General features: G+C 72.6%; 15 protein-coding genes and 1 pseudogene. 8 read left to right on the top strand and 8 right to left on the bottom strand.

The genetic code is table 11. The features are described from left to right. Positions 1-37: 37 nt before the first annotated feature. A complete protein-coding gene (locus ACIBEI_RS01240) occupies positions 38-2191 on the bottom strand; it encodes a SpoIIE family protein phosphatase (RefSeq protein ID WP_398883831.1) in 2154 nt (717 codons plus the stop codon). A 129-nt stretch (positions 2192-2320) separates the two neighbouring features. On the opposite strand from ACIBEI_RS01240, the pseudogene ACIBEI_RS01235 reads away from it, so the two are divergent. Then, positions 2321-2983: pseudogene (locus ACIBEI_RS01235) on the top strand (LuxR C-terminal-related transcriptional regulator); the annotation flags it as partial. Here ACIBEI_RS01235 and ACIBEI_RS01230 read toward each other — a convergent pair. The 4 genes from ACIBEI_RS01230 to lanKC form a co-directional block, all read right to left on the bottom strand. Continuing rightward, entirely contained in the window at positions 2909-4822 is a 1914-nt protein-coding gene (locus ACIBEI_RS01230; protein ID WP_398885047.1) for an ATP-binding cassette domain-containing protein, read from the bottom strand. The pseudogene ACIBEI_RS01235 and the gene ACIBEI_RS01230 sit on opposite strands and share 75 nt — an antisense overlap. Before the next feature lie 116 nt (positions 4823-4938). Beyond that, complete coding sequence (locus tag ACIBEI_RS01225) at positions 4939-6759, bottom strand: ABC transporter ATP-binding protein (RefSeq protein ID WP_398883829.1); 1821 nt, start codon at positions 6757-6759, stop codon at positions 4939-4941. Then, positions 6750-6866 carry a SapB/AmfS family lanthipeptide gene (locus tag ACIBEI_RS01220; protein WP_055617622.1) on the bottom strand — a complete coding sequence of 39 codons (117 nt, stop codon included), beginning with the start codon at positions 6864-6866 and terminating at the stop codon, positions 6750-6752. Before ACIBEI_RS01220 ends, ACIBEI_RS01225 begins: the two co-directional genes overlap by 10 nt. Before the next feature lie 81 nt (positions 6867-6947). Next, positions 6948-9713 carry a class III lanthionine synthetase LanKC gene (gene lanKC / locus ACIBEI_RS01215; protein ID WP_398885045.1) on the bottom strand — a complete coding sequence of 922 codons (2766 nt, stop codon included), beginning with the start codon at positions 9711-9713 and terminating at the stop codon, positions 6948-6950. 292 nt (positions 9714-10005) lie between these two features. Here lanKC and ACIBEI_RS01210 point away from each other — a divergent pair, with 292 nt between their 5' ends. The 6 genes from ACIBEI_RS01210 to ACIBEI_RS01185 all read left to right on the top strand — a co-directional run bounded on the left by ACIBEI_RS01210 (position 10006) and on the right by ACIBEI_RS01185 (position 19072). Then, entirely contained in the window at positions 10006-10395 is a 390-nt protein-coding gene (locus ACIBEI_RS01210; RefSeq protein ID WP_398883827.1) for a hypothetical protein, read from the top strand. After that, positions 10388-11173, top strand: coding sequence for a caspase domain-containing protein (locus ACIBEI_RS01205; protein WP_398883825.1), 786 nt, complete (start codon positions 10388-10390; stop codon positions 11171-11173). The genes ACIBEI_RS01210 and ACIBEI_RS01205 overlap by 8 nt, the downstream gene beginning before the upstream one ends. Before the next feature lie 93 nt (positions 11174-11266). Further along, positions 11267-14842: an NACHT and WD repeat domain-containing protein gene (locus ACIBEI_RS01200; protein ID WP_398885043.1), complete on the top strand. Its 3576-nt coding sequence runs from the start codon at positions 11267-11269 to the stop codon at positions 14840-14842. Between the two features lie 179 nt (positions 14843-15021). After that, a complete protein-coding gene (locus tag ACIBEI_RS01195; RefSeq protein ID WP_398885041.1) occupies positions 15022-17526 on the top strand; it encodes a SpoIIE family protein phosphatase in 2505 nt (834 codons plus the stop codon). 4 nt (positions 17527-17530) lie between these two features. Beyond that, the gene (locus ACIBEI_RS01190) at positions 17531-18046 is read left to right on the top strand and encodes a metallophosphoesterase family protein (protein WP_398883823.1); all 516 of its coding nucleotides are present in this window, start codon (positions 17531-17533) and stop codon (positions 18044-18046) included. An 87-nt stretch (positions 18047-18133) separates the two neighbouring features. Beyond that, the gene (locus tag ACIBEI_RS01185; protein WP_398883821.1) at positions 18134-19072 is read left to right on the top strand and encodes an aminoglycoside phosphotransferase family protein; all 939 of its coding nucleotides are present in this window, start codon (positions 18134-18136) and stop codon (positions 19070-19072) included. A gap of 89 nt (positions 19073-19161) precedes the next feature. Here ACIBEI_RS01185 and ACIBEI_RS01180 read toward each other — a convergent pair whose 3' ends face one another. From ACIBEI_RS01180 to ACIBEI_RS01170, 3 genes are all read right to left on the bottom strand, one after another. After that, a complete protein-coding gene (locus ACIBEI_RS01180) occupies positions 19162-19752 on the bottom strand; it encodes a cysteine hydrolase family protein (RefSeq protein ID WP_398883819.1) in 591 nt (196 codons plus the stop codon). Between the two features lie 248 nt (positions 19753-20000). Beyond that, positions 20001-21482, bottom strand: coding sequence for an aminotransferase class I/II-fold pyridoxal phosphate-dependent enzyme (locus ACIBEI_RS01175; RefSeq protein WP_398883817.1), 1482 nt, complete (start codon positions 21480-21482; stop codon positions 20001-20003). A gap of 133 nt (positions 21483-21615) precedes the next feature. Further along, positions 21616-22224: a TetR/AcrR family transcriptional regulator gene (locus tag ACIBEI_RS01170; protein ID WP_398883815.1), complete on the bottom strand. Its 609-nt coding sequence runs from the start codon at positions 22222-22224 to the stop codon at positions 21616-21618. A 94-nt stretch (positions 22225-22318) separates the two neighbouring features. Here ACIBEI_RS01170 and ACIBEI_RS01165 point away from each other — a divergent pair, with 94 nt between their 5' ends. Beyond that, complete coding sequence (locus ACIBEI_RS01165; protein ID WP_398883813.1) at positions 22319-23068, top strand: SDR family NAD(P)-dependent oxidoreductase; 750 nt, start codon at positions 22319-22321, stop codon at positions 23066-23068. Positions 23069-23081: the final 13 nt, after the last annotated feature.

The raw sequence follows: 23081 nt of genomic DNA, 5'->3' as shown, positions 1-23081 counted from the left end.
GCGCAGTTCCCCGCGCCCCTGAAGGGCTGGGCCTCTCTTACGGGGCGGGGCTGGCTCGGAGCAGGAGCAGTGCCACGTCGTCCACCCGTTGTTCTGCCGTTCCGCTGTGTTCCACCAGGGAGTCGGCGACCTCGTCGAGGGGGCCATCGCCGATCTCGCCGAGGCGTTGGGCCAGGCCGGCCAGTGCGTCCTCGATGTCGACGCCCGGGGACTCGATCAACCCGTCGGTGTAGAGGGCGAGCAGCGCCCCGGGCGGCAGCGCGACGTCGGTCGTCGGGTAGGCGGCGGCCGGGTCGATGCCGAGCAGTGGCCCGCCGGCCAGGTCGAGGACCCGTACCTTGCCGTCCGGCCTTCTCAGCAGGGGCGGCGGATGCCCCGCCCTGGCCATCACGACCTGCCCGTGCACCGGGTCCAGACGCAGATAGACACAGCTCGCGAAGAGTTCCGTACCCAGGTCGATCAGCAGCCGGTTGGTGCTGCTCATGACCTCCCCGGGCGGCTGGCCGACGGTCGTGTAGGCACGTACGGCGGTACGGATCTGCCCCATCAGGCCGGCAGCGGTGACGTTGTGGCCCTGTACGTCTCCGATCACCGCCGCGGCCTGGCCGCCCGTCGGCACCAGGTCGTAGAAGTCCCCGCCGATCTCCATGCCCTGTGTCGCGGGCAGATAGCGGGCGGCCGCCTCGATGCCGGGCAGGGACGGCAGTGAGTGCGGCAGCAGCGCGGCCTGCAGACCGTGCGCCAGCTGGTGCTTGGCGTCGTAGAGGCGGGCCCGTTCCAGCGCCTGCGCGATCAGTCCGCTGAGGCTGGTCAGCACGGCACGCTCGTCGGCCGGGAAGGGATGCGGGTCGGCGTACGCGAGGACACAGGTGCCCACCGGCCGCCCGGACGCGATGAGCGGCAGGAACGCCCAGGCCGCCATGCCGTCGGGCGTGGCGTTCCGGGCCGGGTAGAGGCGCTCCAGCTGCTGACGGGAGTCGAAGAAGGTCGGCACACCGCTCTGCAGCGCGTGCGCCCCGGGAGTCTGGTCGGTCAGCGGCATCCCGTCGAAGCGCTCCACGACATGCGGATCCGGATAGCCGCGGTGCCCGAGGACGTGCAGCCGGCCCGCCTGCGAGCCGAGGAGCACCAGCGCCTGGCTGCCGACGGCGGGCGCGATCTCGTCCGCGACCAGCTGCACCACGTCCTGCACACCCACCGCCTCGGTGAGCGCCCCGGCCAGGCTCAGCACCTGCGAGATGGTCACGAGGCGCGTGCCGGTGTCCGCGTGCCGGAACCCGGCGGGGCCCTCCCGCGCCACGGCGCGTGCACGGGTGATGCGCAGGCTCAGCCCGTTCGTACTGGGATAGAGCCGGAACGACAGCCAGTCCGAGGGCGGCCGGAGCGCCACGAACGACGTCGCCTGCTGGCTGAGCAGCGCGGCCCGGTAGCGGTCCTCGTAGACCGGATCGTTGAGCCACGGCACGGTCGCCCACAGCTGGGTGCCAAGCAGCCCGCTGACCGGCAGGCCGAGCAAGTCGCCCGCCGCCGCGTTGGCGAAGCTGATCCGGCCGTGCAGATCGAGCGCGCACAGCCCGTACGGCAGCCGCGCCACCATCCGCGCCGCCTCCACCGTGCCAAGGGTTCCGGCCACCGTCGCCACCGACGCCGGGGCGATCAGATCGGGCTCCGGATGGATCGGCCGGCCCTCCTCGACGGCCCGCTCCAGGCGCATCGCGAGCCGGTCGCAGGCGGCGGTGAGATGGTCCCGCTCCCGGTCGGACAGCTCCGCGGGGTGCGAGCCCGGCCAGGTCACGAAGACCGCCCCGTACGTGGCCCGGTCGGTCGCCACCGGCAGCGCGGCCAGCGCGAACGGGTACGGCAGGACGACGGCGATCCGCGGATAGTGGCGGGCCATGTCCTCCTCGCCGCTCACCCACACGAGCCGCCGGTCGCGCGCCGCCTCCGCCACCGGGATCGGCGCGCTCAGGCCCACCCGCTCCCAGGGCGCCGCGAAGGCCCTGGGCAGCCCGGCCATCACCGCCATCTCAAGGACCGGCTCGCCGGGGGTCAGCAGATACACCGCGCCCGAGTGCGCGTGCACGTCGTCCATGAGCGCGGCGAGCGTCAGCGACAGCAGCGGCCGGCCGACCGGCGGCGGGGCGGCGTCCCGTCCCTGCCCGGACACGTGCCAGTCGGACACGCCGACCACCTCCTCCCACGGACACGCGAAGGAGCCCAGGGCACAAGGCTCCCTCGGGAGGACGGTTCCCGCACGGCGAGGGGGCCTCGGGGTGTCACGGCCACCGCCTTCGACGCCTCGGCCACCGGCCTCGACGCCATGGTCACCGGCTCTTGGGCCTCGGTCACCGACCATGGCCGGTTCTTCACGCCCGGGACAGGAGAGAAGTGGGACGCGCCTGTCATTGGGCACACGCGCAGAGCACGAAGGAATCGGCAGGCGGAGGGCGGAGAAGGGACGGATGTGATCCGGGTGCTTCTGGTGCACGACGTGTGTCTGGTGCGGTCGGTCCTGGCGGAGTGGCTGCGCCATGTGTCCGACTTGACGGTGTTCGACGCCGAGTGGCGCGGTGCGCCCGGGAGCGCCCGATCGCTGCGGCCCGACGTCTGCGCGGCGGATCTCGAACGCGCCGACTCGCACGAGATGCCGCCGCTCGGCGACCTGTGCGGTCGGGGCGTTTCGGACCCCCGGCTGCTGGTCCTGGCCACGGCGCGAAGACCTGGTCTCCTGCGGCGCGCGTTCGACGCCGGGGCGCTCGGCTACGTCGACAAGGAGGGCTCGCCGGAGCGGCTGGTCTCCGCGATTCGGCGGGTGGCCGCGGGCGAAAGCTTCGTCGACGACTCGCTCGGCTTCGGCTTCCTCAGGGCCGCCCGGATGCCGCTGACCAGCAGGGAGCTGAGCGTGCTCTCACTGGCCGCCGAGGGGGCCTCCGTCGCGGAGATCGCCGGAAGCCTCCATCTGTCCAACGGGACCGTACGCAACTACATGGCGGCGATCACGCGGAAGACCGGCGCCCGCAACCGCGTCGACGCCATCCGGATCTCGCAGGGGGAGGGCTGGCTGTAACGCCTCCGCTTGGTGGGCGGCCGGGGTGGCTGGGTCGGCGGGGGCTTCGCCGACCGGCGACCAGGCGCCGACCAGGTCGCGGTAGAGCGGAGACCGCGCCATCAGGTCGTCGTGGCCGCCGTACGCGGTCCGTGGGCCGTCCATGACCAGCACCCGGTCGGCGCGGAGGGCGGAGCTGATGCGGTGCGCCACGACCATGAGCGTGCCGCCCCGCCGGGCGAAGGCGCGCTCCACGCGCTCCTCGGCCGCCGGGTCCAGGTGACAGGTGGCCTCGTCCAGCAGGGCGAGGGAGGCCCGCGCCAGGTAGGCGCGGGTCAGCGCGATGAGCTGGCGTTCGCCCGAGGACAGGGTTCCGGGGTCGACCTCCGCCGTCGGCCCGCCCAGCCGGTCGAGCAGCGCGCTCAGCCCGACGGCCTCGGCCGCGGCCAGTAACTCCCGCTCCGGCACGCGGTCCGGCCGTAGCTGGCCGAGGTTCTCGGCGATCGTCCCGGTGAAGACGTACGCCTCCTGCGGGATCAGTACGCGGTCGGGGTGCCCGGGGTGGCCGTGCGCAGGGACGTCGGGCGCGGGGCGGTCGGCCGCCGGGCGTATGTCGACGGAGCCCCCGGTCGGTGCGAGGAGCCCGGCGACCAGGGCGGTGAGCGTCGACTTGCCGATGCCGCTGGGGCCCACGATCGCCAGGTGGGTGCCATGGGGGACGGACAGGTCGAGGCCGTCGATCACCGGCTCGCTGGCGGGGCCGTAGGCGAAGGTGAGGGAGGAGAGGGTGACGGCGTCGGGAGGGCGGCCGGGCGGTGTGGAACGAGGGGCGGGTGCCGTGTCCCGAGCGGAGACCTTCGTGGGCGCCGGGGAATCGGTGGGTGCCGGAGTGTCCGGCGCGAGACGGCGGAGTACGACCGCCAGCCGTGACCCGCTCGTACCCAGTCCGTGGATCAGGTTCTGGAGGGCCGGGAGCAGGGACTGCGTGACATAGGCGAGGGCACCCACCAGCGCGCCGGGTGTGACCCCGTGGGCGAGGAGCCAGGGTGCGGTCGCGAGCAGGAGGACGATCGGGAGCTGGCCGCCGATCGCCAGGGCCACCACCCGCAGGACACCCCAGCGAGCCAGTGACCGCGCGGCGCACTGCTCTGCCGCGATACGCGCCCCCGCGTCGGCGGCGACCCGGTCCTCGGCACCGGCGGCCGTGATGTCCCTCAACCCCGGGCAGATCGTGCCGAGTTGGGCGGCGAGTTCCTCGTCAGCGACGAGGAAGGCCTCCTGACGGCGGGTCAGTGGCCGCAGTGTCAGGGCGAACAGGGCCACGCCGGCGGCGAGCGGCGGCGCCACCACGAGCAGCAGCGTCGGCGCGAGCGAGAACAGGCCGATCAGGGCTCCGGCGGCGGTGAACACGAACGAGCGCGACACCATGACCAGTCCGGCGAAGGTGTCCCGGGCGATCTCCACCTGCTGGGTGAGCCGGGACAGCGCGCCCCGGTCCGCGTCCCGCACCCCCCGCTCGACCACGTGCCGCACGAGCCGGTCCCGCAACGGCTCGACCAGCGAGGCCACGGCCCCGTAGACCCGCCCGGTCCCGTACGCCCCGACGACCACGGCGACGGCGGCCGCCGCGAGCCAGCCGAGCCCGACGTCCACCCGGCCGGCCAGGAACCCGGCGTCGAGGGCCCGCGCCAGCGCGTACCCGGTGAGGAAGGTCTGCGCCGTCTCCAGTACGGACCACGCGGCGAGCCGCCCGACCACGCGCCGCCTGGCCCGCAGGAAGCGGAGCCCGCGCCGGTGGACGCTGTTGTGCGTGTCCGAGGTGGTGGGGCCGGAGCGCCGGGCGCCACGCGGCGGCTCGGCTCCGGGACGCCGGCCGGCCGATGGATCCCCGCTCACGGACTCCCTCCGTTCCGCTCGTCGCCTCTGTCGTTGGCCTTGTCGCCCGCATCGCTCCCGAACACGGCCCGGTACTCGGGCTGCGCCCACAACTCCCCGTGCCGGCCGACGGCCCGTACGCGCCCGCCGTCCAGCCAGGCCACCGAGTCCGCCCGTGCCGCCGTCGAGGCCCGGTGGGCGACGACCAGTCGGCCGCACCCCGGTGTGCGCCGGAAGAGTGCCTCCGTGACGTGGTGTTCCGTCACCGTGTCGAGGCTCGACAGCGCGTCGTCCAGGATCAGCAGCCGCCCGCCACGGGCGAACGCCCGTGCCAGACCGAGGCGTTGGGCCTCACCGCCGGAGAGCGGGGCCGCGGCGCAGGGTGTCGCGTAACCGTGGGGGAGACGGCGTACGAAGGCGTCGGCGCGGGCGGTTCGGGCGGCCTCCCGGACCCGGTCCGGGGGCGGTTGAGGGTGGCCGAAGCCGATCGTGTCCTCGACGGTCTCGCCGAGCAGGGCGGGGCGTTCGAAGGCGTAGCCGATCGCGCGCCGCAGCGTGTGCCGGTCCAGTTCGCACAGCGGGACCCCGTCGAGGACCACCTCGCCGGAGTCCGGGTCGGCCAGCCGCCCGGCGAGCGCGGCCAGCAGGGATTTGCCCGCGCCCGAGCGTCCGACCACGGCCAGTGTGGTTCCGCCGGGGACGACGAGGTCGACACCGTGCAGCACGGTACGGCCGCCGCGGTTCCGGGCGGTCACCGCACGCAGCTCCAACTGCCCCTGCCCCGGCGGGAGATGACGTGTTCCGTACGCAGTCTCTGGCTCGTCCAGCATCTCGCCGAGGCGGCGGGCCGAAGCCCGGGCCTCGATCAGGCCACCGAGCCGGCCGACGAGGACGCCGACGCCGGTCGCCAGTACCGCATACCGGGAGGCGGCCAGCAACTCGCCGACGGAGAGCCGGTGTTGGGTGAGCAGTAGCCCGGCCGTGGCCAGCACCGCGATCTGCAGCAGTGGGGCCACCCCGACGGCCTGTGCGGCGGCGCGCCCCTGGACGCGCCACATCCGGTGTCCCTCGCGGGACAGTTCGGGCAGCGGCCGCAGGATGCGCGCCACCTCCTTGCCGGCGGTCCCGCCCGCCGCGATGGTGCGCGCGCCGTCGATCGCCTCCGCCAGGGCGCCCGCGATCCGGCCCTGCGCGTGCTGGTAACGGGCCACGCACCGCGAGGAGTTGCGGGCGAAGGCCCGGAGCACCGCCACGACGACGGGCACCCCGCCCAGGAACACGAGTGCCAGCCGGGGATCGATCAGCCAGAGCGCCACGACCGCGCCGAGCGGAGCGGCCAGTGCGGCGAAGAGCCCGGCCAGTGTGGCGGGGGCCGTTCCGGCCTGCGCGGCGTTGCCGACGAGGCGTGCGACGAGTTCACCCGGCCCGAACCGGTATCCGGCACGAGGCCCGACGCCCAGCACATGCCCGGTGAGTCGCTCGCGCAGCCACGCCGTGGTCCGGGCGTTCGTGGTCGCGCCCAGTACCGTCTCGCACGCGTCCAGCACGGCGAGCACCAGTACGAGGGCGGTGCAGTACAGCACCCAGTCGGTGGCCCGGGAGGGATCCGCCGAAGGATGCGCCAGCAGGGCGTCGAGCGCCCGGCCCAGCGCGGCCGGCAGCAGCAGGCCCGCCGCCGTCCCGGCCAGGGACAGGAAGGCGAGGGTCGCGCAGCGGACGCCCTGTTGCCGGGTCGCCGCCCGCAACAGCGCACCCCCGCGCGAGGCCCCGGGCGGCCCCTCCCCACTCGGGGTCGGGAACCGCCCGGAGCCGTGGGAACGCGGTGGTGTCAGAGACACAGGGTGACGCTGGCCGCGCTGATGCACGAGAGAAGGCTGAGGGTGCTGTTCGCGCCGCCGTCCGTCTGCTCGTCGGATTCCATCGTCTGCAGGTCGAGAAGTGCCATGGTGAAGTCCTTTTCTCTGTGAAGTCGCCCTGTGGGGACGGGGTTTGGTGTCACGACTCCGCCGGACGGCGGAACCGCGTATCAGGGCCGCCGTGGAGGTGGCGGCAGGAACGGCAGATGGGCGAGGGCCTCACCGTCGAGGGCGGCGCCGAGCGCCAGCAGACACCCTGCCGTTCCGGTGCCCAGGTCCATGGAGAGGCGCATCATCTGGTGTCCGGGGAAGGCCAGTTGACCCTGGTAGGGCATCGCGAACCAGCCGAGCCCGGCGATCTGCGCGGCGAGCTGGCCGGGGTCCGCGCCGGTGCGGCTCAGGTGGAGGATCATGCCCGCCCGGCCCTGGAACAGCCCGGGCTGCGCGTAGAAGCGCGAGGTGGCGGCGGTCAGGATCCGGGACCGGGCAAGCTCGAACTCGTCCGGGCCGTGGGCGACTTGGCCGTGCGCCACTCGGCCGTTCGCGCGCCGGCCGTCCTCGCCCCGGCCGTACCCGTCCCCGCTGTCCTCGCTCCGGCCGCCCCCGGCGTCTGCGAGGTAGTCGTCGATGACCAGGCCGATTCCGGCGCTGCCGTCGCCGAGGTAGGGCATGGTGCGTCGCCCCTCGTCGACCTCCAGGCCGCCGTCCCGCTGGACGACGCAGCACTCCAGGTCCCGCCGCAGCGCCTCGGCGGCCGATGTCAGCAGCTCGGGGTCACCGGTCGACTCGTACCGGCGCAGCAGGAACAGCGCGGGCCCGCTCGCGCCGCGGAGCAGTCCCGCACGGCGCTTCTTCGGCTCGGGCCTCGGCTCGGCCAGCCGCTCCCGCAGGATCCGCGCCACCTCCGCCGCCCGCAGGTCCAGCTCCGGCTCCCCGGTCGTACGCGCCAGCCGGTCGAGCACCAGGCCGAGCCCGGCCAGCCCGCCCTTCAGGTCGGAGGACAGCTTCCGCCACTTCTCCTTGAGCACGGTGTCGACGAGGTCCAGCGCCCGCTGCCGGTGCCCGAGCAGGTCGAGGACGTACGCGACGCCCGCGAGACCGTCGTACAGGCCGAGCGGCGTTCCCGTCGGCACCGGGTCGGTGTGGTCGAGCAGCCAGCGCTCGCCCTCCTCATACCGGTCCGCGCCGGTCTCCGCCAGGGCGTACAGCACACCCGCCGCCCCGTAGGCGAGACCGAGTCCGCCGCCGTCGGAGAACTGGGCGATGTCCCCGGGGAAGAGCCGGTCGTCGCGCTCCGGTGTGGCCGACGCGAGGATCGCCTTGACCATCGAGTCGCGGCTGTACGGCCAGTCACCGGGCTCGGCGAGTGCGGCGTACGGCGAGGAGTTCGCGGGGGATGGCAGAACGGCCGCGGAGGAGGACGAAACGGCGGCGGGGGAAGACGGCTTCGCGGCGGCAGTGGGCGTGGAAGGCGAATCCGCCGTGCGTGACGCGGGGGCCCGGGTGATCTCGGCGACCGCCTCGGTCAGGAACTCCCGTGGTACGTCCGGGAATTGACCGGTGATGACCTCGGCGAGGTGCGCCGCCTTCGCGCGGTCCACCACGAACAGCGTGGTGACCGGCATGAACATCGCGAGCCGCAGACACGCCAGCGCGTACCGGTCCACGTCCGCGCCCGTCCGGTCCGGCGGTGCGAAGAAGCCAGGGTGGGCGACGACTTGGCGGCCGCCCTCCTCGATCGGCGCCGCCGCCTCGAAGTCGAGGAGTGCGACCGACTGTTCGTCGGGGGCGACCATGATGTTGAACATGTGCAGGTCGTTGAAGGCGATGCCACGTGCGTGCACCGCCTCGACCGCCTCCTCGACCAGCCCGTGAACGCGCAGTGCCCAGGCCGTGTAGTCGGCCACGGCGGCGCGGTCCGGGTCGGCGGTGAGCAGCGGATGGCGTTCGGCGAAGAAGGAGTTGAGCGTCCGGCCCTCCAGGAAGTCCATGACGAGGAAGCGGTGCTCGCCGAGCGGGAACCAGTCGCGCACCTCGGGCACGACACTGAGCCCGGAGACCCGCTCCAGGGCGTACTTCTCCCGGGCGAGCCGGGCGACGGCGTCCGCCCCGTCGGCGGCGAGCCCCGCGTGCGGCCGCCCCTCCTTGAGGACGACCCTGCTCCCGTCGCGGATGTCGACGCCCGCGTACACGCCACCGCCGTTGGAGAAGTGCAGCGCCTTCTCGATGCGGTACGGCAGCTCGCCGACCGTCGTCGTGTTCCGCGCGGCGAGCTGCGGTTCCAGGAACGCGGGCAGGGTCACCCACTCCGGCACCTGGAAGGAGGGCGCCCGCCGGTCCGGCACGAGCCGGCCCTCGCCGTCCGTCACCGCGGGCACCAGCCTGCCGCGCTCGTCGACGACGAAGGACCGCGCGAACGCCCCGTAGCGCACATACAGCGGACCGTCGTTCCAGCGCAGGTCGGTGAGGATGTACGGGCCTTCGAGCCCCTTCAGGAGCGCGCCCAACTCCTCCAGTACGACCTGGAGTTGGTTCTCGTCGGCCGGATAGACGGTGACAAACTTGCCGCTCGTGTCGCGGGCGGCGTACTTGACGTTCCGCAGATGCAGCAGGTGCGGACCCGGCACGAACTTGAAGGGGATCAGCCGGGGCACGCAGTAGTCCCACACGGCCGCCGCGATGCGCTCCGCGTTCTCCCGGGTGGCCGAGGCGTGGATCTTCCAGCCCTGGACCGGGCCGGACCGTGGCCTGCCCTCCCCATCGACGGGAGTCATCGTCAGCCAGTCCCCGATCCGGGCCGCGCGCCACCCCTCGGGCACCGCCCGCCGGGCCGTCTCGTAGCCGGGCGCTTCGTGGCGCCCCTCCCCGGTCAGCCGGTCCGGCGTCTCGTAGAAGAACCTGTCGGCCAGCGCGTAGACCTCGTACCGCTCGTCCATCGCATTCCCCTCGACGGTTGCCGAGCCTTCCACCCCGCCGAGAGCCCGGACAGTCACGGCTGTCACGAGGTGACCGTGAGGAATGCACGTGTCGAGTTCCGGAAGCGATGCACAGGTCGAGTCGCGTTCGGTCTCTTTCGGGCGGTCGTGATCGGAGCGGTGCCACAAACCGCCGCATTTGCCTCACGGATAGTCAATTGGAGCTTGACCGGTGCTTATGGCGCGGACCGCTGGCACCATCACAGGTCTCTGCCAATGGCGGTGCGCCGATCGCGGCGCGAAGGGGGACCCCATGGATGTGAGCGTGCGTCTCGACGGCGCCGACCAGTCCGGCCGGCTGCGTTCGCTGGCCCTGTGGCTCACGGCGGAACGGGAGCTGCGCGGCAGGGTGCGAACGGTCGAACCGCCGCCGGAGGAAGGGACGTTGGGCCCGGTGGTCCAGGAGGTCCTGATAGCCGTCGCTCAAGGAGGCATAGGCGCCCTCGTCGCCGCTCTGGTCGGGTGGATACGCCAGCGCGGTGTCGACGTCACGTGCTCGCTCACCACGACGACCGGCATCACCGTCGAGGTGTCGACCAGCCGGGTCCGGGCGGCGTCCCCGGAGGAACTGCAGGCCCTGGTCGCCGACTTGGCGGAGAGCCTCGGCCGCACTCACGAGCTGCGGGGCCAGTCGGATGAGTGACCTCTCCGAGCGCCCCGGACGGCTGCTTCTGCCCGCGCTGGCCTCCCCTGGGAGCCGCGCGCTGCTCATCGGAACGGGTTCCCATCCCGACGGCTCCGGGCTGCCCTCGGTGCCGGCCGTCGCCGGCACGCTCACGGATCTGGGACAGCTGCTCGTGGAGCGGTGCGCGCTGGACGAGGAGAACCTCGTCGTCGTCCGTGACCCGGCCGACTCCATGGAACTGGGACTCACCCTCGCGGACCAGGCCGAACAGGCCGAGGACGTCCTCTTCGTCTACTACGTGGGCCACGGGCTCGTCAGCCCGGGCGGAGATCTCCATCTGGCCACGCGGTACACCGACCGGCGCGCCAACCGCCTGTCCCACACGGCTCTGTCCTACGCCGGAGTGCGGGACTGCCTGCTCTCCAGCCCCGCCCGGTCGATCGTGGTGGTGCTCGACTGCTGCTACTCGGGGCGGGCGATCGGCACACTGGGCCCCGCGGCCGGCCAGGGCACGGAAGGTGGCGCCGACGGCGAGGGCACCGACGGCGAGGCCGCCCAGCTGGCGAGGGTGCACGGAGCCTACGTACTGACATCGACGGGCGGGGAGGAGCGCGCGCTCGCGCCGCCCGGGCAGCCCCACACGGCATTCAGCGGCGAACTCATCGCCCTGCTCCGCGAGGGCGAGCCGGACGCCCCCGCCTACCTGACCCTGCGCGACCTCTACCGCGGCCTGGACCGCCGCCTGCGCGCCCGGGGATTTCCGCGCCCCAGCCAGCAGGTGAGCGACTGGGCCTAATACCTCGTCCTCGCGCCCAACCCCGCCTACGTTCCCCCGCAGCGGCGCAACGGCCGCAGGCCCGCGGACGCCGACTCGCGGCAGCCGCCCGCACTGTCCGGGGTCTGCCCCTACCCGGGACTGGCCTCCTTCGGCGCGGGCGACAGCCAGTGGTACCGCGGGCGCGAGGCGTTGACCGCGGCACTGGCCGAGCGCCTGGGCGAACAGATGGCGAAGACCGGGCCGTTGTTCGTGCTGGGGCCCTCCGGGTCGGGCAAGTCGTCGCTGCTGCGCGCCGGTCTGCTGCCGGCCCTGGCGTCGGGCGAGGTGCCCGTGCCGGGCTCCCGCACCTGGCCGCACGTGCTGCTGACCCCCTCCGCCAACCCCGTGCGGTCCCTCGCCACGGCTCTGTCCACCGTGACCGCAAGCGCACACGAGGAACTGTCCGACCGGCTGACGGCGGATCCGTCGGCCCTCGCGACCGTCGTGCACGACACGATGCGGGCCAGGGGCGGCGGCGCGGTCACCGGTGCCCGGATGGTGCTCCTGGTCGACCAGTTCGAGGAGTTGTTCACGCAGTGCGAGTCGGAGAGCGAACGGGAGGCCTTCGTCCGGGCGCTCTGCGCCGCCGCGGCCTCCCCGGCGCCCGGACAGGAGCCCTCGGCCCTGGTAGTCCTGTCCGTACGGTCCGACTTCTACGACCGGTGCGCCCGCATCGCGGAGCTGCGAGAGGCACTGGAGGGAGGACAGGTCGTCGTCGGGCCGATGAGCGTGCCCGAGCTGCGGGCGGCGATCCAGCAGCCCGCCGACGCGGTCGGCCTGTCACTGGAACCGGGTCTGGTGGAACTCCTGCTCACCGACTTCGGCGCCATCGAGTCGACCGGAGCGGACGGGACACCGGCGGACACCGCCGACGAGCAGGACACCGGCTCCACGGCTCTGCCCCTGCTGGCCCACGCCCTGTTGACCACGTGGGAACGGCGTGACGTCGACGGGATGACCGTCGACGGCTACCGCTCGACCGGAGGCATTCAGGGAGCCGTGGCCGCCACCGCGGAGCGGACCTTCGACCGGCTGGACGCCGAGGAGCAGGCCTGCGTCCGCGACCTCATGCTGCGCATGGTGCGCGTCGGCACGGGCACCGCCGCGGACACCGGGCAACGCGTCCCGGTCGAGCGGCTGATCGCGGAGCATTCCGAACCCGCCACGGCCAGGGCGGTACTGGAGGCGCTGACCAGCTCCCGGCTGGTCGTGGTCGCCGAGACGGGCGCGCAGATCATCCACGAGGCGCTGCTGCGGGCCTGGCCGCGCCTGAGGCAGTGGGTCAACGCGAACCGCGCCGGGCTGCTGACCCGTCAGCACCTGCTGGAGGACGCTGAGGAATGGGACCGGCAGGGGAGGGACACCTCCCTGCTGTATCGCGGCACACGCCTGGCCGTCGCCCGCGACTGGGCCGTCACCGAGGGCCGGGACCTGCTCAGCGGGCCGCTGGCGTCGGCCTTCCTCGCGGCGGGCGACGAACTCGAGGAGCGGGAGCGGCAGGCGGCCAGGAAGCGCGCCAACCGGCTGCGCAGGCTTGCCGTGACGCTGGCCCTGCTGCTCGTCGCCTCGGTGACGTCCGGAGCCATCGCCGTACAGCAGCGGCAGGCCGCCGAGCACGGCAGGCACACCGCCACCTCGCGCGAACTGGCCACGAAGTCGACCCTGCTGGCCACCGCGGAACCGGACGCCTCCATGCTGTTGGCCGTCGAGGCGTTCCGTCAGGGGCGTACGACCGAGGCACGCGGCGCACTGCTCAGCGCCCAGAGCCAACGACTGGCCGGAGTGCTTCCGGGGCACCGGGGAAGTGTGCGGTCCCTGGCGTTCTCGCCGGACGGCACACTCCTCGCGACGGCCGCCGCGGACCGGACCGTACGGCTGTGGGACGTCTCCACACGTCGACGTGTCGCCGTCCTGACAGGGCACCGGAAGTCCGTCGCGTCCGTGGCCTTCTCGCCGGACGGGCAGCACGTGGCGGTGGGCGGCGCGGACGGGACGGTGCGCCTGTGGAACGCCTCCACACATCGTGGTGGTGCCGTACTGAGCGGGAAACAGGGAGCGGTCACGGCGGTGGCGTTCTCGCCGGACGGCAAGCTGCTGGCCGTCGGGGGCAGGGACGCCACCATCACCCTCTGGGCTCCGGACACGAACAAACGGCTCGCACGGCTGACGGGCCACGGAAAGGGCGTCGAGAACGGCGGTGTCCTGGCCCTCGCCTTCGGCCCGGACGGCCGGACGCTGGCCAGCGGCGGCGACGACAGGACCGTACGCCTGTGGGACACGAGGGAGCGGGAGGCCATCGCGGTACTCGAAGGACACGACAACAGCGTCACCACCGTCGCCTTCGCCCCCTCCGGAGCGTCGGTCGCCTCCGGAGGGACGGACGGTGGGGTGAAACTCTGGGACGTCGCCGGGCGACGGCTGCGCAGCGACGTGGACGCCAACCCGGCCCAGATCCGCTCGGTCGTATTCAGTCCGGACAGCCGGCTGATCGCTGTGGGGAACGACACCGGGGACACCGAGATCTGGACCGTCGAGGACGGGCAGTACGTCACCGAGTTCACCGGCCACGCCGACGCCGTGCTCACCGTCGCGTTCAGCGAGGACGGCAAACGGATCGCCACCGGTGGCGTGGACCGCACGGTGCGCCTCTGGTCCACCGACACCTCCGTCCTGATGCTCCGCCCCGACGCCGCGCAGTACCGCGTCGCGGTCGGCCACGACGGCCGGTGGATCGCGGCCTACAACCCCCACGACGAATCCGTCGACCTGTGGGACCTGAGGACCCAACGGCACGTCGCCGCGCTGCCCGACGCCGGGGAACTGACCTGGGGCCTCGCCTTCAGCCCCGACGACGGCCTGCTGGCCTCCGCCGGACCCTCCGGGAAGGTGCGGGTCTGGGACACCGGATCGCGTCGTTCCGTCGCGGTTCTCGACACGAGCAGCCCGAAGCGCAAGGCCCAGGCCGTCCACTTCAGTCCCGACGGGCGCAGTCTGGCCGCCGCCGACGGCGCGGGTGACGTGACGGTGTGGGACACCGACAGGTTCAGGACCCGGATGAAGCTGAAGGGTCACGAGGGCGCCGCGTTCGGTGTGAAGTACAGCCCCGACGGCCGGACGATCGCCTCCGTGGGCGAGGACAGCACCCTGCGCCTGTGGGACGCACGGTCGGGCCGCTCCCTGGCAGTCCTCGACAACCGCGCAGGCATGACGTTCGACCTCGCGTATGCCCCGGACGGCCGCACCCTGATGACCGGGAACAACGACGGGACGGTCCACCTGTGGGACGTCCGTACGCGCACCAGGCGCGCGACGCTCGACATCTCGGCCGGAACGGTCTACGGGATCGCCGTGGACGCCAAGGGCACCTCCCTGGCGGTCGCGAACTCGGACGGGACCGTCCAGCTCTGGGACCTCCCCTCCGAACGGCGCACCGCCACGCTCACCGGCCACACGCTGGGCGCCATCACGGCGGCCTTCTCCCCGAGCGGAAGCACCCTCGTGTCGAGCGGCAACGACACGATCCGCCTCTGGGACCTGGACGCCGGCCGGGCGACGCGCCACATCTGCGATGTGGTGGGGCCCGCGGTCAACCGGGACCGCTGGCAGAAGCTGATGCCGGACGTTCCCTTCCACACGCCGTGCTCCTGAGACACGCAGAGACCTGCCGAGACCGAGACATGCCGAGACCGAAACCTGCCGTGCTCCCGGACATACGGAGACATACGGGCCGACGGGTCGCCCGGAAGCCTCCCTTCCGGGGCCCGCCCGACCCATGACCTGCCTCCGAACGGTCACAGGGGCTGCGCCGCGGTCCCGGAAGCGCTGTAATTGCGGACGTGGTCAGTGAGGGCGCTGCGGAACGCAGAACGAGAACGCTGCGTGCCGAACTTGCCCTCAAGACGCTTCACGCGGACCTCGGGACCCCCGAACGGCTACGGAGCGTGCTCGAACAGGCACTCGTGTTCGGGGGCGCGACACTCGCCACCGTCTACGCGCCGGGCGACAGCGGTGACCAACTGTGTCTGATCGAGGCGGCGGGCGTACCCCGGTCCCTGTACGGGCTGCGGGACAGCTACCCGCTCTCCGGCGGCTCGCCCGCGGCGGACGCCTACCGGCTCGGCCGGCCCCTGTGGCTCGGCCCCGAGGAACTCGCCGTGCGCCCCGGCGCCCGCCCGATGCCCGCGGGGGACTTCTGGCTGGCCGCCCTGCCGCTGCCCCCGGACCCGCGCGGCGGCGGCTGTCTGGTCGCCGTGAACGAGAACCCGGGCGGCTTCGACACCGAGGACCGCATCTGCCTCGAACTGCTCGCCGAGGCCGTCTCCTTCCCGCCCTCCACCGGAACCGCGGACGCCGACGACCTGCCCAGCAGCTCGTTCAGCCTGGCGATGGACACCGGGCGCGTGGAGGTCGACGACGAGATGCTGGAGCTGTTCGGACTCGCCCCCGAGGAGTTCGACGGCAAGGTCGAGACCCTGCTCGGCATGACCGTGCCGGAGGACCTGCCCTCGCTGATGTCCGTGGTGGAGTCCGACCACATGTCCATCGGGGAGCGTGAGCTGGAGTTCCGCATCCTCCAGCCCTCGGGCGACCAGCGGTGGCTCAGGCTGCGCGCGCGACTGCTGCCGGCCGCCGACGGACGCCCCTCCCGGCTGGTGGGCACCGTCGCCGACGCCTCCAAGCTGCGCTCAGGTGGCAACGAGGTCGCCCGCGTCCAGCGCCTCGCCGCGGCCCTCGCCACCGCGGGCACCGTCCACGACGTCAGCCAGGCCGTCGTCACCGCCCTGCGCCGGCCCCTGAAGGCGGACCGGATCGCCCTGGCCGAGCTGGAGGGCGACCGCCTCGTCGTCACCGTCCTGGACCCGCCCGAACCGGAGGCCTGGCCCCAGGTCTGGCGCTCGGAGTGGCGCTCGGAGTGGCCCGACGCGCCCGTACGGACCATGCCGACCCTGGCGGCCGCCCTGCGCGACGGACGCGCGGCCATCTGGCCGGCCGGAACCCCGCTGGAGGCCACGCTCGCCGAGGTCGGCCCCGGCGGCCTCGCCATCCTCCCGCTGCCGGCCGGCAGCGGCAGAATGGCCGGCGCCTGCCTCATCGGCTGGGACACCCCGCACGACTTCGGCCCCGACGAGCGCGCCCTGCTCACCGCCTCCGCAGGCCTCGCGGGCCAGGCCCTGATGCGCGCCCACGCCTTCGACGCCGAACACGAACTCGTCGGCATGCTCCAGCGCACCCTCCTCCCGCGCAGACTGCCTCCCCTGTCGGGCGCGGAAGCCGTGGCCCGCTATCTGCCCACCACGGCGGGCCTGGAGGTCGGCGGCGACTGGTACGACGTGATCCCGCTGCCCGACAGCCATGTCGCCCTCGTCATCGGCGACGTCCAGGGGCACAACGCCCAGGCCGCCACCCTCATGGGCCAGATGCGCACCGCGCTACGCGCGTACGCCGTCGAGGGGCACCCGCCGGACGTGGTCGTCTCGCACGCCAATCGGCTGCTCATGGACATGGAGACCGACCTCTTCGCCACCTGCTGCTACGTCGACGTCGACATGGCGGAGGGCACGGCTTGGTGCGTACGCGCCGGACATCTGCCGCCCGTCCTGCGCCACCCGGACGGCACCACCGAGATCGTCGTCACCGAGGGGGGACCGCCGCTCGGCGTCATCACCCAGGCCGACTTCCCGATGAGCCCGCTGCCGCTCCGGCCCGGCACCATCGTGGCCCTCACCACCGACGGCCTCGTCGAGTCCTCCGAGCTGGACATGGAGGACGGCCTGAACCGGCTGTGCGACGAGCTGTCCGCCGCCGACCCCGCCCACCTCGGACTCGTCGCCGACGCCCTGCTCGCGGGCGCCAACCGCAGCGACGACGTGGCCCTGCTCCTCATGCGCTACGACGGGCTCGACCTGCGGCCGCTGCGCGAGAGCTGGACGGTGTGGCGCGTACCCGAGGCCGTCCGTCACGCCCGCCGCTTCACCCGGCGCACCCTGCGCGCCTGGGGCGTGACGGAGGAGTACGACGCCATCCTCCTGATCGTCTCCGAACTCGTCACCAACGCCCTCGTGCACACCGACGGCCAGGTCCGTTTCGACCTCACTCTCATCAACGACCGCCTGCGCATCGCCGTCGCCGACTCCTCGCCGCGTACGCCCATCAAGCCCACCAGCATCGGCTGGGAGGCCACCGGCGGGCGCGGCATCCTCCTCGTCGAAGCCCTCTCCGCGGCCTGGGGAACGGTCCCGGTCAGCGGCGGCAAGCAGGTGTGGGCCGAGATCGCCGTGACCGAACCGCCCCTGACCGAAGAGCCCTTGACCGAACCGCCCGTCCTAGGCTGATCGCGTGCGCCTCCTCCTGATGTCCGACACCCACCTCCCCAAGCGCGCCAAGCAGCTCCCCGCGCCACTGCTCGCCGAACTCCCGCGCGCCGACGTCGTGATCCACGCGGGCGACTGGGTCGACACCGCCACCCTCGACCTCCTGGAGAGCCGCTCGAACCGGTTCATCGGCGTGTACGGCAACAACGACGGCCCCGAACTCAGGGCCCGCCTCCCCGAGATCGCCCGGGCCGACCTCGACGGCCTGCGCGTCGGAGTCGTCCACGAGACCGGCGCCGCGCAGGGCCGCGAGACGCGCTGCGCCGCCCGCTTCCCGGACCTCGACGTCCTGGTCTTCGGCCACAGCCACATCCCCTGGGACACCACGGCCCCGACCGGCCTGCGCCTCCTCAACCCCGGCTCGCCCACCGACCGCCGACGCCAGCCGCACTGCACGTACATGACGGCGGCGGTGAAGGACGGCGAACTCAGCGAGGTACGACTCCACCGGCTACCGCCCCGAAAGCCGGCGGACGGCTGACGGTCCGGCGGAAAATCAGTGGACGGTGAATGTTCCGGCGGATGGGATGGGTCGGCCGCTTCCCGGTCCGCACCCAGGAGTTGACCCTTGTCATCCGGTGACCCGCACGCCCACGACGACGTGACCATCGACGCCGATCTCGTCCGCCGTCTGCTCGCCGTCCAGTTCCCCCAGTGGGCCGAACTTCCGATCTCGCCGGTGCCCCGGTCAGGGATGGACAACGCGACGTTCCGGCTGGGCAACGTCCTGTCCGTACGGCTGCCCCGCTACCCGCGCTGGGTCGGGCAGGTCGAGCGGGAGCACCGCTGGCTGCCGCTGCTCGCCCCGCATCTGCCGCTGACGGTGTCCGAACCGCTTGCGGCGGGCGTGCCGGGGGAGGGCTATCCCTTCCCCTGGTCGGTCTACCGGTGGCTGGAGGGCGACACGGCGACCGCCGAGGGACTCGCCGATCCGGTGCGGGCGGCCGGGCAACTGGCCGAGTTCATCAGGGCGTTGCGGAAGATCGACGCCACCGACGGCCCAGGACCGCAGTGGAGCAACGCGTTCCGCGGGGTACCCATGGGCGACGAACGCGACTCGCTGGCCGCCGACTCCCTGGTCCGGCCGAAGATCGCCAAACTGAAGGGCATGGTCGACACGGACGCCGTGACGGCCGTGTGGGACGCGGCACTTACGGCACCGGCCTGGGACGGGCCGCCGGTCTGGTTCCACGGCGACCTCGCGACCGGCAACCTGCTGTCCGTCGACGGCCACCTCAGCGCGGTCATCGACTTCGGCACACTGGGCGTCGGCGACCCCGCCGTCGACGTGCTGCCCGCGTGGAAGTTCCTCCCCGACACGGCACGCGGCACCTTCCGCGAGGCGCTCGGCGACGACGACGCCACCTGGGCACGTGGACGCGGCTGGGCACTCGCCGGATCACTGCCCGTACTCGACGACCCCTTCTTCCAACAGGACCCGGCCCGCGTGACCACCGCCCTGCGTCACCTCGAGGCGATCATCGCCGACCACCGGGAGGAGACCTGACAGGACGACGCCCGAGACACATGGCGACCTGAGCCGCCGTCCCCGCAGTGACGGCCCGCTCGAACTCGGCCACCACCTCGCCCGGCCGATCAGGTTGGTGACGGGGGAGTCTCGGGTCCGGGGCCGGCGAAGTCGATCTCCTTCGCCGTCGTGATCCGGGCGCCCATGTTGCGCTCCATCATCTCCAGCGCGGCCTCCTCCAGATGGGGGTGGATGGAGGCGACGGCGTCCTTGGGCACCGTGACGCCCAGGTGGCGGATGTGCGCGTCCAGAGCGGAGTAGAGGACGCACTGCTCGGTGACCTGACCGCTCAACACCAGGTGCCCGACGCCCAATTGCTGCAGGAGGTAGGACAGGGGCGTCTCGTAGAAGGCGGAATGGCGGGCCTTCAGCACGAAGAGCGAGCTGTCGTCCGGCGCTATCGGCTCGATCAGGTCGGCGTGCGGCCGGTCCAACGCGGTGTCCACGAGTTCTCCGTGCTGGGAGCGCCACAGCCCGAAGTTGTCGTTGGCGTAGACCACTGGTACGTCCGCCTCGCGGGCCCGGCCGATCAGCTCCGCCAGGACGGGCACGACACGTTCGGCGGACGGCACGAGCAGCTCGGCGTCCTCGTGGTCGTATGTGTTGATCATGTCGATCACGACGAGAGCGAGTCCCGTCGGGCGTGAGGGCTGATCCACGGATTCCGCCGCCCATCCGGTGTTGCCGGTCGTACAGTCGCGGCAGGATCCTCGTCCGCCAGAGGCCGAAGAAGTCCTGCGACGTGCTCTCGAGTACCCAGTGGCTCCTCGGGTCTAACAAGGCCGCGAGAGGCGTGAGCGGGGTCCAGGGTGTGCACGAGGGTTCTCCAGTGCCAGTGCCAGTGCCACTGTCAGTGCCGGTGCCTGGCACTGGGCGGACGCAGGGTGCGAGGCCCCGGACAGGACGCTCACGGAGAGCTGGGCTCCGCGACGACCCGTACGGTCCTCAGCCGCTGGTCGGCCGCGTCCGGCAGGAACATGCCGGCCTCGACTCCTGTGGCCAGGTAGTCCAGTACTGGCTCGGTCAGGCGTTCGCCGGGCAGGATCACGGGGATGCCGGGCGGGTAGGGCGTGATCATCTCGGCGGCGATCCTGCCGACGGCCTCGGCGGTGGGGACCTTCGCGTGGTCCGCGAAATAGGCGTCCCGCGGCAGACGGGCCTGGTCCATACGCAGGTCGGCCGCGGACGGGACGGCGACTCGCCGGGTGTCCCGCAGTTCGGTGGCACGGTCGGCCAGTTCGCGCAGAGCCGTGAGCAGACGCGCGGTGGTCCGCTCGTCGTCGGCGTGGGTGAGCTGCGCGCTGATCCGCCGGTGGTCGAACAGGTGGGCGTCGATGTGATGGTGCGCCCGCAGCCAGTCGGCGGCCCGGTAGCCGGTGGTGCCCAGTTCGCCGATGTCCATGACGACCGGGAGCGGGTCGAAATCGGCCGCGAGGCCGGGCCCGCAGAAGTCCTTCGCGTCGTTGACGTGGAAACCGTCCATCGCCTCGATGTCCGTGCGGGTGCGCGCGGCCAGCTCCAGGGCCTGCCCGATGAGTTCGTGGCCGTGCTGGACCATCTGCCGCCGCCAGGCGTCGATGCCCGCGTAGAGCAGGACGTTCGGGCTGGTCGTGCCGAGGAGATCGGCCCGCGAGGCGAGTTCGGCGGGGTCGATGAGGTCGCCCTGGAGGTGGAACACCGAGCCCTGTTCCAGGCCGCTGCCCATCTTGTGGATGCTGGTCACACAGATGTCGGCGCCCGCGTCCATCGCCCACGACGGCAGATCTTCGTGGAAGGGCAGATGGGCTCCCCACGCCTCGTCCACGATGAGCGGCTTGCCGCGCCGGTGGCAGGCGTCGGCGATCTCGGCGAGTTCGGCCGCTGCTCCGTACGGAGTCGGGCTGGTGACCAGGGCGCCGTCGGCATGGGGATGTTCGGTGAACGCCTTGTCGTAGGCAGCCGCCGACGGAGGGTGGGCGAGGTGCCGGCAGGGGTCCCACTGAGGTTCCACCCACACCGGCTCGACGCCCGACAGGATGAGCCCGGCGACCACCGACTTGTGCGCGTCGCGGCCGACGAGGAGGCGATGGCCGGGGCGGGTCACCGCGAGCATGGCGGCCTTCACCGACAGGGAACTGCCGCATGTGGAGAAGAACGTGTGGTCGGCGTGCACCGCGTCGGCCATGAGGTGCTCGGCCCGCGCCAGTACGCCGCCCCGGGTGAGCCGGTCGTCCAGGCCGCCGCTGGCGAGGACGTCACCGTAGAAGACGGCATCGCCCAGGACCTCGCGGGCGCGTGGGTCCGCGCCGCGTGCCTGTTTGTGGCCTGGGGGCGTGAATCCCAGTTCGTCCGTGTCCCCGTATCGGGCAAGCGCTTCGAGGATCGGGGCCTCGCCGTGGTTCGCACCCATGCGGACCCGGGTTCCCCGCAGCGGGTCACCGACACCCGCCGTCCGTTCCGGTCGGCGGATCGCCGCTTCCGCTCGGCCGCTTCCGCCCCGCCGCTTCCGCTCCGCCGTTCCTCTGCCGTCGGCGCCCCGGCCGTCAGGCGGACGGCCAGCTCTGCAGGGCCATGTCGGCCACCCGCTGGAGGTCGTCTCGGGTGGCGCCGCCGGCGGCCTGGACGGCGATGCCGTTTCCCACGGTCATGAGGTAGCGGGCGAGCAGTCCGGGATCGGCGTCGGGTGGGAGGTCGCCTTCGTCGACGGCGTGCCGGAACCGGTCGTGGAGGAGGGAGGTGTGCTCGTTGCGCCAGGCGGCGAGCGCGTCGCGGGCGTTGCGTCCCGGGTCGCCGGCGGCGAGGGACCCCTGGACACCGAGGCATCCGGTGGGGGAGCCGGGGCGGGTGGTGGCCCAGACGGCGCCGTTCAGGAACGCGGTGGCCACCTGGCGGGCGGTCGGCTCCCGCATGGCCCGGGCCCCGTACGAGGCGGGGCCTTCGGTGTAGCGCTCCAGGGCCTTGTGGAACAGGTCCTCCTTGTTGCCGAAGGCCGCGTACATGCTGGTGCGGGTGATGCCCATGGCGTCGGTCAGGTCGGTGAGGCTGGCGCCTTCGTAGCCCTGTTCCCAGAAGACTCGCATGGCCTGTTCGAGGGCTTGGTCGGTGTCGAAGCCTCTCGGCCGGCCGATCGGTGCCTTCTGCGGCGTTTTCATGCCGTCGATCATACCCCTTCCGTACCGGTCGGTGCAGATGTGCTACGGTCTTGTTCGGTACCGATCGGTACTTAAATTCGTGGAGGTTATCGGCATGGGGCAGCAGCTGGAAGGCAAGACCGCCGTCGTCACCGGCGGCGGCACCGGGATCGGCCTGGCCACCGCCGTCAGGCTGGCGGCCGAGGGCGCGCACGTGTTCATCACCGGCCGGCGCGAGGCCGTACTCGACGCGGCCGTCCGGAGCATCGGCCCGGCCGGGGCCACCGCGGTGGTGGGTGACATCTCGAACCTCGCCGACCTGGACCGGCTCTACGGCATGGTCCGCGCCCGGGGCCGCGGCCTGGACGTGCTGTTCGCCAACGCCGGCACCGGATCGTTCGCGACGCTGGAGCAGGTCACCGAGGAACACTTCGAGGAGACCTTCGGCGTCAACGTCCGGGGCACGTTGTTCACGGTGCAGAAGGCGCTGCCGCTGCTCAACGACGGCGCGTCGGTGATCCTGAACTCCTCGGTGCGCGCCGACGACGGTGTCGCGGCGTTCGGCACGTACGCGGCCTCCAAGGCGGCGATACGGTCCTTCGCCCGGACCTGGGCCAACGAACTCAAGGGCCGCGGTGTCCGCGTCAACGCGATCTCGCCGGGCACCATCGACACTCCAGGACTCGACGCCGTGGCCGCCGGAGCCACGCCCGTCACCAAGTCGCAGTTCGCCGCGAGTGTGCCCATGGGCCGGATCGGGCATCCGGACGAGGTCGCCGACGTGGTGGCCTTCCTCGCCTCCGAGCAGAGCGGGTTCGTCCTCGGAGCCAACCTGTACGTCGACGGCGGCGAGAACCAGATCTGACACGCGGTACAGA

This window comes from Streptomyces sp. NPDC050988, from assembly GCF_044456225.1.
Classification (GTDB): Bacteria; Actinomycetota; Actinomycetes; order Streptomycetales; family Streptomycetaceae; genus Streptomyces.
The sequence above is the reverse complement of the archived record's forward strand: the minus strand, read 5'-3'. Positions and strand labels throughout refer to the sequence as shown.